Origin of the sequence: Faecalitalea cylindroides ATCC 27803 (genome assembly GCF_000469305.1) — a bacterium.
Taxonomy (GTDB): Bacteria; Bacillota_I; Bacilli_A; order Erysipelotrichales; family Erysipelotrichaceae; genus Faecalitalea; species Faecalitalea cylindroides.
On record NZ_KI270983.1, the window covers coordinates 25,734 to 38,199 of the forward strand.

Consider the following 12,466-nt stretch of genomic DNA (forward strand, 5'->3'; position numbering starts at 1 on the left):
GAGTGTGGTGTTCATGGCAGCTGCCAAGAAAAAAACGACAAAAAGGAAAACCACAAACAAAAATAAAAAAAGTAACACAGGCTTGATGCAATCTTATCTCTTTAAGATGTGCGCAAGCCTATGCGTTATAGCGATAAGTGTGATAGCACTATGTAAGTTAGGAATTGTCGGCAATTTTTGCTTTCAGTTCTTTTCTTATTTTTTTGGAGATGTAGTTTATGCGGTATTGATTTTGATGATCCTGGCATGTCTATATGTAATCATAAAGAAAGACATATCTTTGATTCCAAAAAAATATATTTTTGGACTTATATTTTTGCTGTTGGGATGGATGACACTAGAAGCCATTATTCAAACAAGGCCAGATCCAGTATGGAGCAATTTTTCAAATGTATTTGAAAATACCTTTGAAATCTTATTTGATTCAATGCCGGTACGCTCCGGTTTGATTGGTGGTTTGTTGTTAGGAATCTTTGGTTCGTTGTTTGACTATACAGGGACATATCTTGTAGTAGGGTTATTCTTTGTCTTGGCAATTTGTTTATTTGGTTATGATTATTTCATAAAGCGTGAAAAGAAAGAAAAACCTAAACAAAAAGAGAAGAAGAAAGAAACCAAGATTGAAGATGTACCGATTCATGAAGGAAAAACTGATTCTGTATTTGTAGATGTCGATAATGATTTTATTGATCTCGAAGAAAATAAACCTTCTTTTCAGATCATTGAAGCAGATGATCCGAAACCAAAGAAAAAAGAAACTTCAAAAAAACGTGCATCGAAACCTAAAAAAGAAGAAAAGTCAATTGAAGAGCATATTGATTCAGTGCCGGTTAGCTATGTTGATACGCAAGAGGATCCTTATGTGAATTACCGCTTACCTAGACTATCGATCTTAGATAGTGTTCAACGTAAATCACGTACATCAACAAATGCCACGGTTGCCAAACAACAAGGTCAAAAATTGATTGATATCTTGTATGAATATGGTGTAAATGCCAAGCTGGTTCAGATTCATATTGGACCGAGTGTAACCAAATTTGAGATTAAACCTGAACTTGGTGTTCGTGTCAGCAAGATCAGTAATTTAGCAAATGATATTAAAATGGCATTGGCCGCAACTGATCTTCGTATTGAAGCGCCAATTCCAGGGAAGAGTGCAGTTGGGATTGAAATTCCAAACGTGGAAAAAACACCAGTGAAGATGAAAGAATTGATGCAGTCGATCCCTAAAGAATTTGACAGCAAAAAACTGTTATTTTGTTTAGGGAAAGATTTGACCGGAGATAATGTATATGGTGAATTGAATCGTATGCCGCACTTATTGATTGCCGGAGCTACAGGCTCAGGTAAATCGGTGTGTGTAAATTCCATTATTTGTTCTTTGTTGTTAAGAACGAAACCAGATGAAGTCAAGATGATCTTGATCGATCCGAAAAAGGTTGAATTTACACCTTATAATGATGTACCTCATTTATTAGCTCCTGTTATCACAGATGGTGATCTAGCAAATAAAGGCTTAAAAGTCGTGGTGGAGATGATGGACCATCGTTATGATCTTTTTGGAAATCTTGGGGTAAGAAATATACAGGCATATAACGAATATGTCTTAAATCATCCAGATGAGCATCTAAAACCTTTGCCTCGTCTTGTTGTAATTATTGACGAGTTGGCTGATCTTATGCTTGTTGCCGCTAAAGAAGTGGAAGCCAGCATTCAAAGGATCACTCAGTTAGCTCGTGCTGCTGGTATTCATCTAGTTGTCGCAACACAAAGACCGAGCGTGGATGTTATCACGGGTGTGATCAAAGCCAATATTCCAAGTCGAATCGCCTTTGCGGTAAGTCAGGCTGTGGATTCAAGAACGATCTTAGACCAAGCTGGTGCTGAACAGCTTCTTGGTAATGGGGATATGTTGTATCTTCCAAATGGTGAAACAAGTCCAAAACGTATCCAAGGTGTTTATATCAAAGATGAAGAAGTAAATCGAATTTGTGAATATGTAAAATCACAGGCTAAACCACATTATGATGATGCCTTCATTCAACTAAAAGATTTGCAGAATATGGGCAAAGAAGTAGCTAATGAGTGTGCTGATCCACTTTATGAAGAAGTGAAACGATTTGTCATTACATCTAGAAGAGCCAGTACATCATTGATTCAAAGAAAATTCTCAATTGGATATGCTAGAGCGGCTCGTTTGATCGATGTTTTAGAGGAAAATCGTATTATCGGGCCTGCTAATGGTTCAAAACCTCGTGAGATCTTAGTGCAAAATACTTTGGAAGATGAAGAAGATTATGTATAATCTTTGTACAAGGAGGCAAGAGTATGAACGTTTTTTTAAATTCGGGGAGTCTTCAAGAAAATGAAGATTGCGTTTCCAGCATTGTTCAATTAGGGGATTTCTTCTATTTAAGTGCTCAACTTGGAAAAGGTGATTCCATTACAGAACAGGCTGTATCGGTTTGTAATGAAATCGTGGAAGTATTGAGTGAATTTGATTTGCGATTTGATCATGTTGTTAAATTTACTGTATATCTTAAAAATCTAAAAGATAAAGAAGAGTTTTTATCTGTGTTTAAGAATTATCTTGAAAAACCATTTCCAGCGGTTTCTTTTGTGGGAGTAAACGATTTGGATAATGGTGCGATGATTGCTGTTGAAGGCCAGGGCATCAACACATTAAGACACGAACAGGCACATAAAAACTCAAGTTGTTCTCATGGCTGCTCAGGCTGTGATGGGAGCTGCGGGTAAATATTAAGTATATTTAAATAGCGATAGATTGCATGAATGCTTTCTTTGATTCGTTCAGAATTATTGCATGTAAGACATGTATCGTCATAGAAGATGATGGTACATGTTTTTTTATGGTATAGGATCTCTTTTATCGAAGAAAAATTCACCCATTTACAGGAAGGATCTTTGATAGGAGCAATGGGGAAGTAGATTCTTAATGGAGAAAGTGATATCGTTATAGGAATATATTTTTTCTTATGCACCAAATAAATAAATGAGCGTTTTCTTCCTTCTAAGGTCGATCCATTTTCTAAACATTGTTTATCGAAATATGATTTCATGCTTCTAGCATTTTCATACTCAATTTTATCTTCTTTTATTTTTGCGACTTTACTATTGGCATAGTCATAATACATATAATTTGTCATTTCATTCACCTATGTTCATTGTATATGTTTAAAGTGACAAAAACATGACATAAAAAAAGCACCCAAACGGGTGCAATCTTATAACCAGCTGACTTTGTTTTCAGTTCCTTCCTGGATACGTTTAATATTTGCGCTGTGGCGATAGATCACTAGAAGTGTCATCAACCAACTGGCAAGGATAATGAATAAATTATTAACATCTAAAGATAACAATTGCGCTGTTATATAAAGACTTGAGCAAACAGAAGCACAGATGCTGCCTAGTGATACATACTTAAATAAATAAAGGATGATCAAGAACATAAATAATGGGACTAAGAAATAGCTGAATTCCTGAAAGATAAAAATAGATGTAGAGATCAAGAATCCAAACATGGTCGTAACGGCTTTTCCACCTTTGAAATGAGCAAAGATAGGATAACAATGTCCGATACAGCAGGCAAGACTTGTCCATATTGCAGCTGGTTCACTGACCAAGGATGCAAGACCTGCAGCTAAGACAACTTTTAAGACATCTAGAACGATAACCGAAATACCTGCTTTCTTTCCTAGAACGCGTCCTGCATTTGTTCCACCTAGATTTCCTGAACCATATTGGCGGATATCGGTCTTGTAGAAGAGTTTGCCAATTACCAGGGCAAAAGGGATAGATCCCAGTAAATAGCCTAATATAATACATAATACAGTCATCATAATCATTCACCTCGAATAGTCATATTTTAACAGAAAACAAGCGAATTATATAGTGTTTTTTATATGTCAAAGTCTAGTATACTGAAAATTCCAATAAAGATGTAAATAATTCCAATGCTAAAACAAATGATAATGATTTAAGTTATAATAATAAGAAAGGAGACCGTATCATGAAACATGAATTTAGAAGTATAGTGATTGACACAGAGAATAAAACATTTGAAATACTTGATGGAACAAAAGGATCATATAATATAGCTGATATCAAAGAATGTGATGTTTTAAACGAACATGCTAGTTTTAGAGGAGAAACCAAACCGTTCCTCCATCAAATTGTTGAAGGTTCTACCGTAATTGGCTTATTTCAGCCTAAAATGTATGTTGGATTAAAGATTGAAATGAAAGATGACACGATTCTTGGTGTATATGTCAGTTTAGATCCGGTTTTGATGCAAACAGATCAACAAAGTAAGGATCATAAAGAAGCATGTAAAATTAAAAAGCTTTTGGATAAAACTCGTGAAAAGAGTGATTGAAATGACGAACTATCGTTATCGCAATCTGCGCATCTTTTTTGTGGTATTCTCTATTGTATTTGCACTGGGTACATTTATGAATTGGGTTGATTCAAGAATAGGAATCAGTGTTGCATGGTTTTGTCTAGGGTTAAATTATTTAATTGCATATCTTTCAGAAAAGCAGGCAAGGTCATTTTTAAAATATGTTAGCTTAGTTACTTTCTTTATATGTGTTTTTTTAAGTTTTTTAGGGTGGGTTTGAAAAAAATAAAATAATAAAAATTCAAATTATCAATAAGTGAAATTCAGAAAGAACTGAGTTCCACTTTTTTTTGAAAACTACTAGTTTTTTCGCTATAATCTATCATTAGGTGAAAGGATTGATTTCATGCCAAAACAACAGTATAACGAAGAAAGTATCGTGATTTTAGAAGGACTGGATGCGGTAAGAAAGCGTCCAGGTATGTATATAGGTTCTACAGATTCAAAAGGTTTACATCATTTGGTCTGGGAAATTGTTGACAATGCGATTGACGAAGCATTGAATGGATATGGTAACCAGGTTCATATTACATTGAATAAGGATGGCAGTGTAACGGTTGAAGACCATGGTCGTGGAATGCCAGTAGGAAAACATAAATCCGGAATGAGCACATTGGCGGTTATTTTTACTGTGCTTCATGCCGGTGGAAAATTTACAAGCCAGGGAGGATATCGTAATGCTGGAGGTTTACATGGAGTAGGTGCCAGTGTTGTCAATGCGTTATGTACATGGTGTAAAGTAACTGTCCATGATGGAAAAGATGTTTGGTCTATGACTTTTGAGGATGGTGGACGAAAGATTGGTAAGTTGATTCGTGAAGGAAAAACAAATCGTACTGGAAGTACGGTTACATTTTTGCCGGATTCAAAGATCTTCAAAAATTGTACATTCTCTTTTTCTAAGATTTGTGAAAGAGCTCAGGAAGATGCCTTTTTATTAAAAGGTTTAAAGATGATCGTTACCGATCTTCGTAAAGAAAAACGTGAAAATGTATATCAATATGAAGACGGATTAAAAGCCTTTATTGAAGAGATCAACTCAGATCATACGCCAATGCATGATCCAGTCAGCTTTAGTGGAGAATATAACTCGATCAAAGTTGAAGGCTGTTTTCAATATACTGATGAATATCAGGAGAATGTTTTCTCTTTTACGAACATGGTTCGTACACGTGATGGAGGAAGTCATGAAACTGGAGCTAAGCTTGCGTTCACAAAGGTATTTAATGAATATGCGAGAAAAAATGGTTTCTTAAAGGAAAAAGATAAAGGATTTGAGGGAAATGATGTCAGAGAAGGTTTAACTTTGGTCATTAACTTAACAATTCCTGAAGAATATTTGCAGTTTGAAGGGCAGACAAAAGAAAAATTAGGTTCTCCAGAAGCTAAGCCGGCTACTGAATCGGTTGTCAGTGAACATTTGCGTTATTTCTTAGAAGAAAATAAAGAAACAGCGAATGCACTCGTGCGAAAGATCGTAAAGGCAGCCAGTGCTCGAAATGCAGCAAGAAAAGCTAGAGAAGAAGCTCGTAAAGGAAAAGGAAAGCAAAAAACGGAAAGAGTGCTTTCTGGAAAGTTAGCCAGCGCTCAAAGCAAAGATGCACGAAGAAAAGAATTGTATCTTGTCGAAGGAGATTCAGCTGGTGGTAGTGCTAAACAAGGAAGAGATTCTAAGTATCAGGCTATATTGCCTTTAAGAGGAAAGGTATTAAATACAGAAAAAGCTTCAATTGAATCGATTGAAAAAAATGAAGAGCTTAATACCATTATCCATGCATTGGGTGCAGGTGTTGGTCCAAGTTTTCAGGCAGAGGATTCTAATTACTACAAAGTTATCATCATGACCGATGCTGATGATGATGGGGCTCATATTCAAAATTTATTATTGACGTTTTTCTATCGCTATATGCGCGATTTGATCGAACATGAGATGTTGTATATCGCCTTGCCGCCTTTATATCGAATTGCCAAGGGAAAAGAAGAGTATTATTTATATACCGATGAAGAATTGGATGAAAAGAAACAGGAATTAAAAAATGGATATACGATCACTCGTTACAAAGGTCTTGGTGAGATGAACGCTTCTCAGTTATGGGAAACGACCATGAATCCAGAAACAAGAACTTTATTATGTGTTACGATTGAAAATGCTCGTATGGCAGAAAGACGAGTTACCGAATTAATGGGGGATAGAGCTGATCTAAGACGTAGTTGGATCGAAGATAATGTTGTATTTACTTTAGAAGATGATTATGTTAAGGAGGTGCGTTCGTGAAAAAGAAAGCAGAAGCTAAGCAGATGATCCTAAAAAATTCTTTGGAAGATATCATGGCAGATCGTTTTGCCCGCTATTCTAAATATATTATTCAAGAACGTGCTTTACCGGATGCAAGAGATGGATTAAAACCTGTGCAGCGTCGTATCTTATACGCGATGTATGAGAGTGGAAATACATATAACAAACCATATCATAAAAGTGCCAAAACAGTTGGTAATGTGATTGGTAATTATCATCCACACGGAGATAGTTCCGTTTATGATGCAATGGTACGTTTGTCTCAGCCATGGAAAATTGCCAATCCTTTAATTGATATGCAGGGAAACAATGGTTCAATTGACGATGATCCAGCAGCAGCTATGCGATATACCGAAGCTAGATTATCTAAGATCAGTAACTATCTATTGCAGGATATAGAAAAAGATACAGTTGAGTGGGCTCCAAACTTTTCGGATGAAAAGATGGAACCAACGGTTTTGCCGGCGCGATATCCAAACTTGCTGGTAAACGGAATCACAGGGATCGCAGCAGGGTATGCAACCAATATTCCACCACATAATTTAAATGAAGTTATTAAGGCAACAATTTATCGAATCAAACATCCGGGTTGTTCTTTAGATGAACTTATGAACTTTGTCAAAGGGCCAGATTTTCCAACCGGTGGAATCGTTATGGGAATTGATGGCATTCGTCAGGCATTTGAAACGGGTCGTGGTAAGGTGATGATTCGTTCAAAAGTCGATATTGAAGAAACTAGAACGATCAAGCAGATCATTGTTAAAGAAATTCCATATGAAGTCATCAAATCACAACTGGTCAAAAAGATCGATGATATTCGCTTAAATAAGAAGATAGATGGAATCTTAGATGTTCGAGATGAGAGCGATCGAACTGGTCTTCGCATTGTTATTGATATTAAAAAAGACAGTGCACATCAACAGATCTTGAATTATCTGTATAAAAATACGGATTTGCAGATTTCATATAACTACAATGTCATCGCTATCGTGAATAAAGCTCCTGTTCAGATGTCTTTAGCTATGGCATTAGATGCCTTTATTGCGCATAGAGAAGATGTTGTATTAAGAAGAAGCCGTTATGATCTAAATGCTAAACAAAAACGTGCTCATATCTTGGAAGGTTTGATCAAAGCTGTTTCGGTTATGGATGAGATCATTGCCATCATTCGAAAATCAAAAGATAAGCAGGATGCCAAGGTCAATTTGATCGAACGTTTTCAATTTACGCAGGAACAGGCAGAAGCTATCGTTGTCATGCGTTTGTATCGCTTGACCAATACAGATGTTAAAGAACTAAAAAGCGAATATAAGATCTTAAAAGAGGAAATCAAACAATTAGAAGCCATCGTATCGAATAAAGATGTTCTAGATGCCTTGTTGATCAAAGAGTTGGAAGAAGTCAATCAGGAGTTTGTAACTCCTAGATTGTCTACGGTCGTTGATCAAGTTGAAGAAATCGTGATTGATGAAAAAGCGATGATTGCCAATGAACAAGTTATCGTTCCAATTACGCGCGATGGATATGTAAAACGCGTTTCTATGCGTTCTTATAATGCGTCAAATGATGTTTTAAGCATGCATAAAGACAGTGATAAACTTGTGACATATGGTTCAGCGAGCACATTAGATACTTTATTATTCTTTACCAATCGAGGTACATATGGATATTTGTCTGTGTATCAGCTTGAAGAAGCAAAATGGAAAGATTTGGGAAGTCATTTAAGCAGCTATATCAAGATGGATGCAGGTGAAAAAATCATTCAGGCATACCTTCTGTCTTCTTTTGATGAAAGTGTAGAGGTTTTATGTGTTTCACGCTTTGGTATGATCAAAAGAACAAATTTAAAAGAATTGCAGGTATCGCGTTCCAATAAGACCATGGTTTGCATGAAAATAGGTTCATTGGATGAGATGGTAAGCGTAGCTTTATCTTATAGTCCAGATGATGTGGTTATTTTATCTAGTGAACAAGGTTTTGCCCTTTCATATCCTGTAGATCAAGTTCCTCAGGTGTCTTGTCGTTCAAAAGGTGTTAAAGCAATTAACCTTGTTAAAGATGATCATGTAGCTGATATGATCGTAGTATCGAATCTAGATGGACAACTGGTTGTTATTAGTGATACAGCTCAGATGAAACGCATCAAGGCAAGTGATATAGCACAGGTAAAACGACCGGCTAAAGGAAACAGGATCTGTAAACTTGTAAAATCAAATCCAGTTAAGATTGATCGTCTGTTGTCTAAACAATTGAATGATGTAATCGAATTCCAACATGATGAATTGGTTCGTTTTGCAGCTAAGGAAGTTTCTTTAATGTCATGTGATTCTACATTCTCTTCTCCTTTTGGAAAAGTGGAAGAATTTGAAATCCCATCATCTTTGGAAATGATTCATTCAGGAAGCTGGAGCAATACGGATAAAGACGAAATTGAACAGGTCAGTCTTTTTGAGGTAGAAGCATGAGCAAGCAAACCGCAAATTTGATTTGTCTATTAGTAGCTGCTATATGGGGTGGAGGTTTTCTGGCAACGGCAGGAGCTCTAGAAGCCTTTGATCCTTTCTCTGTTTTAATGATTCGTTTTATTGGAGCGGCTATCGTAAGCTGGATCGTAATTAAAGTAAAGAAATTAAAGGTAACAAAGGAAGCTTTGATCAAAGGTTCGATCTCAGGTGTTTTGATGTATCTTGCCTTTGCCTTTCAAACATTTGGTCTTGATTTGACCAATACAGGACAAAATGCATTTTTAACTTCAGTGAATGTAGTTCTTGTTCCTTACATTAGCTGGTTTTTGTTTAAGCGAAAACCAATGGGAATTCAGGTGTTTGCCAGCTTCATCTGTTTAGCTGGAATTGCCTGTCTTTCCTTGTCTTCCGATGGATTTCATTTTTCCTTTGGTGATTTGTTGTCATTGATCTGTGCATTCTTCTTTGCTTGTCAGATTATCTCTTTAGAGTTTGCGACAAAGAATTGTGATTCCACAGTGATCAATACGATCCAGATGAGTGCAGCGGCAATTGTATCAATTCCTTTTGCCTTGATCTTGGAAGATTTTCCAACAAGCATTGATACTAATGCGATCTTAAGCTGTTTATATATGATTTGTATCGCAACATGGCTTGCTTTCCAGCTGCAGACATTGGCACAAAAATATACCGATGCTTCTAGTGCAAGTTTGTTATTATGTACAGAAAGCCTTTTTGCGAATATTTTTGGATATTTCTTGTTGCATGAAGAGAAAACTTTGACGATGGTATTTGGGGGCTTGTTGATTTTTATTTCTGTTATTTTAGTCGAATCTTCAGATCGTATAAAACCAGTTTTGGCAAAGTTGAAAAGAACGTAAAAGCTTTAATGAAACGTTAAAAACAAGGGATAGTTAAGTTTCTAAAACTGTTGCCAAAATGTAAAAATAATAGTAGAATATTCAAGTAGATAGAATGGGGTTGGCACATATGGATTTTTTACAGTCACTTATGTATACTGCTATTGGACTAGTTGTAGGTGGTGTAGCTACTTTCTTTTGGACAAAGAGAAAATTTGAAAAAGAATTGAAGGAAAACCCACCAATCAATGAGAAAATGATTCGTGCGATGTTCTTACAGATGGGACGTAAACCAAGTGAAGCACAAATTCGCCAAATCATGAAATCAGTCAATCAGAATAGATAATTTAAAAAAGAGCAGGGACCCCTGCTTTTTTTATTCTTACAGCATTGTAATGTTGTTTATGAGTTGTGTGTGATACACTTATATCAGGTGATAGAATGAAAAAATTTTTAATAAGATTAATCGTGTTCTTGTTGATTCTCCTGCTAGGCCTAGCTGGATTCTTAGGTGTTAGAGGATATTCAGGATATAGAGAAATAACTTCTCAAGCTCCAGTTGAAACCGTTGTGGAACAAGTACAGTCTAGTCCTACTTTTGTACCTTATGAAGATTTACCTTCTGATTTGATTCGCGCAACCGTATCCATTGAAGATAGACGCTTTTATGAGCATGGAGGAATTGATTATATTGGACTTGCCCGTGGTACACTCTCTCAAGTAATTCCACAGTTAGCACAAAGTGGTGGTTCTACGATTACTCAGCAGGTAGCCAAGAACTTATATGGCATGTTTGAACAAACCCTAGATCGAAAATTAGTTGAAATGTTTATTGCCAAAGAGCTGGAATCTAAATACACGAAAAATCAAATCTTGGCTTTGTATGTGAATATCATTAATTACGGTGATTATCATTTTGGAATCTATGAAGCTTCCACAGGATACTTTGGTGTTGAACCACAGTATTTGACCTTAGCACAAGCATCCTTGTTAGCGGGGCTTCCACAATCTCCAGGCAATTATCAATTGTCAGATCATTTCCAACAAGCTAAAGCTAGACAGCATCAAGTTTTAGAGGCTATGGCTGAATGCAGTTACATTAATGAAAGTGATATTGAGACAATATATGCCCAGGATGTATATGCGACATATTAATTTAATGAGTTGATAGAATTCAGCTCATTTTTTTCTTGCAAAAGAGAATGAAATTATATATAATAAGTAAGCAATTGCCCGGGTGGTGAAATTGGTAGACGCAGTGGACTCAAAATCCACCGGTAGCGATACCGTGCCGGTTCGAGTCCGGCCTCGGGCACCATTGCTTGAAAAAATAGAAAATATTTTGATTTTCTTAAAATATAGATTAAATTTAGTGAATCCACAAGGATTCACTTTTTTTGTTTATTATTATCGATACTTAAATTTCATTTTATAAGTTGTGATTTTAGAAGTAACCATCGTTTATTGAATTGCATAAAATTTTCTTGTAAAATTAAATTAGAAAAATAATAAAAAAAAACAAGTATGCTTAATTTAGCTGTATTGAATGTTATCGCAAGTGAGAGGATTTATCTACCACTTGGTTTAAAAGATAATTTAGTAATTTAAGCCATAACTTATTATATATGGCAAAGGCAAAAGATCATATCATCGCAAAAGCTCCTACAAGTTTTGAAGATATCGAACGTTTCTTAAATGAAATGCCATATCTTACAGCAAAACTTCATGGAAAGAAATATCGATTCATGTATCAGGTCTATTCTAGTCCAAAATATCGAGAACAAGGAAAAGAATTCTTTAAAGGCGTCAATGTACGTTATAAAGAATATGCCAATGAACTATCAAACAAATTAGGAATGCCAGCAGATTATATCCAAGGCATGACCTATATCTTTGTTGGGGCATGTGTACATTATGCTTTATTTGAAGATGAAGAATATCTAAATCTTCAGTTAAATGCGATACGTTCATCTTTAAAAGCATACATAAAAGATAAGAAGGAGGAAAGAAAATGAAGAAACGAATATGGAACAAGGTAGTATCCATCTTTACAGCAATCCTATTAGTAGTAGGACTTGTACCTAACACTACTATCACGGCGCTGGCGGCTGTGCCGGAGGGTCAGAAAATCTATGTCGGCAATGAGAGTGTGACGAACGGCGGCTACTGGACGACGGATAGCAATGGAAATGTCACCGCATACACAGGCGGAGACACACCGACGGACAACTATATCCATTATGACGTAGCGAATAATACCCTGACCTTGCACAACGCCACAATTAAAGAGAGCGTGTCTATGGATACCAGCACTTTAATCGCTGGCGCAGCCATTGGCGTGCTCAATCAGAGCGGCGATGCAAACTTGACTATCACGTTGGAGGGCGACAATACAATAGCAGAGGTCGGCAAGGGGATCTATGTG

General features: G+C 36.3%; 12 protein-coding genes and 1 tRNA gene. 11 read left to right on the plus strand and 2 right to left on the minus strand.

The genetic code is table 11. The features are described 5' to 3' along the window. The first annotated feature begins 13 nt into the window (after window positions 1-13). Window positions 14-2,305, plus strand: coding sequence for a DNA translocase FtsK (locus tag HMPREF0367_RS03455; RefSeq protein ID WP_035401209.1), 2,292 nt, complete (start codon window positions 14-16; stop codon window positions 2,303-2,305). A gap of 23 nt (window positions 2,306-2,328) precedes the next feature. Further along, window positions 2,329-2,757, plus strand: coding sequence for a RidA family protein (locus HMPREF0367_RS03460; protein WP_015536117.1), 429 nt, complete (start codon window positions 2,329-2,331; stop codon window positions 2,755-2,757). Here HMPREF0367_RS03460 and HMPREF0367_RS03465 read toward each other — a convergent pair. Both HMPREF0367_RS03465 and plsY read right to left on the minus strand, forming a co-directional pair. Continuing rightward, window positions 2,721-3,167: a competence protein ComK gene (locus tag HMPREF0367_RS03465; RefSeq protein WP_035401211.1), complete on the minus strand. Its 447-nt coding sequence runs from the start codon at window positions 3,165-3,167 to the stop codon at window positions 2,721-2,723. The genes HMPREF0367_RS03460 and HMPREF0367_RS03465 overlap by 37 nt on opposite strands. Window positions 3,168-3,245: 78 nt before the next feature. Then, a complete protein-coding gene (gene plsY / locus HMPREF0367_RS03470; protein WP_035401212.1) occupies window positions 3,246-3,866 on the minus strand; it encodes a glycerol-3-phosphate 1-O-acyltransferase PlsY in 621 nt (206 codons plus the stop codon). A gap of 164 nt (window positions 3,867-4,030) precedes the next feature. On the opposite strand from plsY, the gene HMPREF0367_RS03475 reads away from it, so the two are divergent. The 9 genes from HMPREF0367_RS03475 to HMPREF0367_RS03520 form a co-directional block, all read left to right on the plus strand. Continuing rightward, window positions 4,031-4,396, plus strand: coding sequence for a hypothetical protein (locus HMPREF0367_RS03475; protein WP_035401215.1), 366 nt, complete (start codon window positions 4,031-4,033; stop codon window positions 4,394-4,396). 370 nt (window positions 4,397-4,766) lie between these two features. Then, window positions 4,767-6,695 carry a DNA topoisomerase IV subunit B gene (gene parE / locus HMPREF0367_RS03485; protein ID WP_022356366.1) on the plus strand — a complete coding sequence of 643 codons (1,929 nt, stop codon included), beginning with the start codon at window positions 4,767-4,769 and terminating at the stop codon, window positions 6,693-6,695. A gap of 23 nt (window positions 6,696-6,718) precedes the next feature. Continuing rightward, window positions 6,719-9,181 (plus strand): DNA topoisomerase IV subunit A, encoded by a 2,463-nt coding sequence (gene parC / locus HMPREF0367_RS03490; RefSeq protein ID WP_081683621.1) that lies wholly within the window; start codon window positions 6,719-6,721, stop codon window positions 9,179-9,181. Further along, complete coding sequence (locus HMPREF0367_RS03495) at window positions 9,178-10,062, plus strand: DMT family transporter (protein WP_035401223.1); 885 nt, start codon at window positions 9,178-9,180, stop codon at window positions 10,060-10,062. The genes parC and HMPREF0367_RS03495 overlap by 4 nt, the downstream gene beginning before the upstream one ends. Window positions 10,063-10,171: 109 nt before the next feature. Next, window positions 10,172-10,387 (plus strand): YneF family protein, encoded by a 216-nt coding sequence (locus tag HMPREF0367_RS03500; RefSeq protein WP_015536109.1) that lies wholly within the window; start codon window positions 10,172-10,174, stop codon window positions 10,385-10,387. Window positions 10,388-10,482: 95 nt separating this feature from the next. Next, a complete protein-coding gene (locus HMPREF0367_RS03505; protein ID WP_035401226.1) occupies window positions 10,483-11,196 on the plus strand; it encodes a biosynthetic peptidoglycan transglycosylase in 714 nt (237 codons plus the stop codon). Between the two features lie 76 nt (window positions 11,197-11,272). Then, window positions 11,273-11,359, plus strand: a tRNA-Leu gene (locus HMPREF0367_RS03510). 307 nt (window positions 11,360-11,666) lie between these two features. Further along, window positions 11,667-12,056, plus strand: coding sequence for a hypothetical protein (locus tag HMPREF0367_RS03515; RefSeq protein ID WP_035401228.1), 390 nt, complete (start codon window positions 11,667-11,669; stop codon window positions 12,054-12,056). Then, on the plus strand, window positions 12,053-12,466 hold a 414-nt coding region (locus tag HMPREF0367_RS03520), incomplete at its 3' end, for a hypothetical protein (protein WP_035401229.1). The genes HMPREF0367_RS03515 and HMPREF0367_RS03520, both read left to right, overlap by 4 nt.

What these genes read in the sequence shown, in the direction of transcription:
- HMPREF0367_RS03500 (WP_015536109.1), top strand. Translation starts at nt 10,172, where the DNA reads ATGGATTTTTTACAGTCACTTATGTATACTGCTATTGGACTAGTTGTA.
- parC (WP_081683621.1), top strand. Translation starts at nt 6,719, where the DNA reads ATGATCCTAAAAAATTCTTTGGAAGATATCATGGCAGATCGTTTTGCC.
- HMPREF0367_RS03460 (WP_015536117.1), top strand. Translation starts at nt 2,329, where the DNA reads ATGAACGTTTTTTTAAATTCGGGGAGTCTTCAAGAAAATGAAGATTGC.
- HMPREF0367_RS03505 (WP_035401226.1), top strand. Translation starts at nt 10,483, where the DNA reads ATGAAAAAATTTTTAATAAGATTAATCGTGTTCTTGTTGATTCTCCTG.
- HMPREF0367_RS03475 (WP_035401215.1), top strand. Translation starts at nt 4,031, where the DNA reads ATGAAACATGAATTTAGAAGTATAGTGATTGACACAGAGAATAAAACA.
- HMPREF0367_RS03455 (WP_035401209.1), top strand. Translation starts at nt 14, where the DNA reads ATGGCAGCTGCCAAGAAAAAAACGACAAAAAGGAAAACCACAAACAAA.
- HMPREF0367_RS03465 (WP_035401211.1), bottom strand. Translation starts at nt 3,167, where the DNA reads ATGACAAATTATATGTATTATGACTATGCCAATAGTAAAGTCGCAAAA.
- HMPREF0367_RS03495 (WP_035401223.1), top strand. Translation starts at nt 9,178, where the DNA reads ATGAGCAAGCAAACCGCAAATTTGATTTGTCTATTAGTAGCTGCTATA.
- plsY (WP_035401212.1), bottom strand. Translation starts at nt 3,866, where the DNA reads ATGATTATGATGACTGTATTATGTATTATATTAGGCTATTTACTGGGA.
- parE (WP_022356366.1), top strand. Translation starts at nt 4,767, where the DNA reads ATGCCAAAACAACAGTATAACGAAGAAAGTATCGTGATTTTAGAAGGA.
- HMPREF0367_RS03515 (WP_035401228.1), top strand. Translation starts at nt 11,667, where the DNA reads ATGGCAAAGGCAAAAGATCATATCATCGCAAAAGCTCCTACAAGTTTT.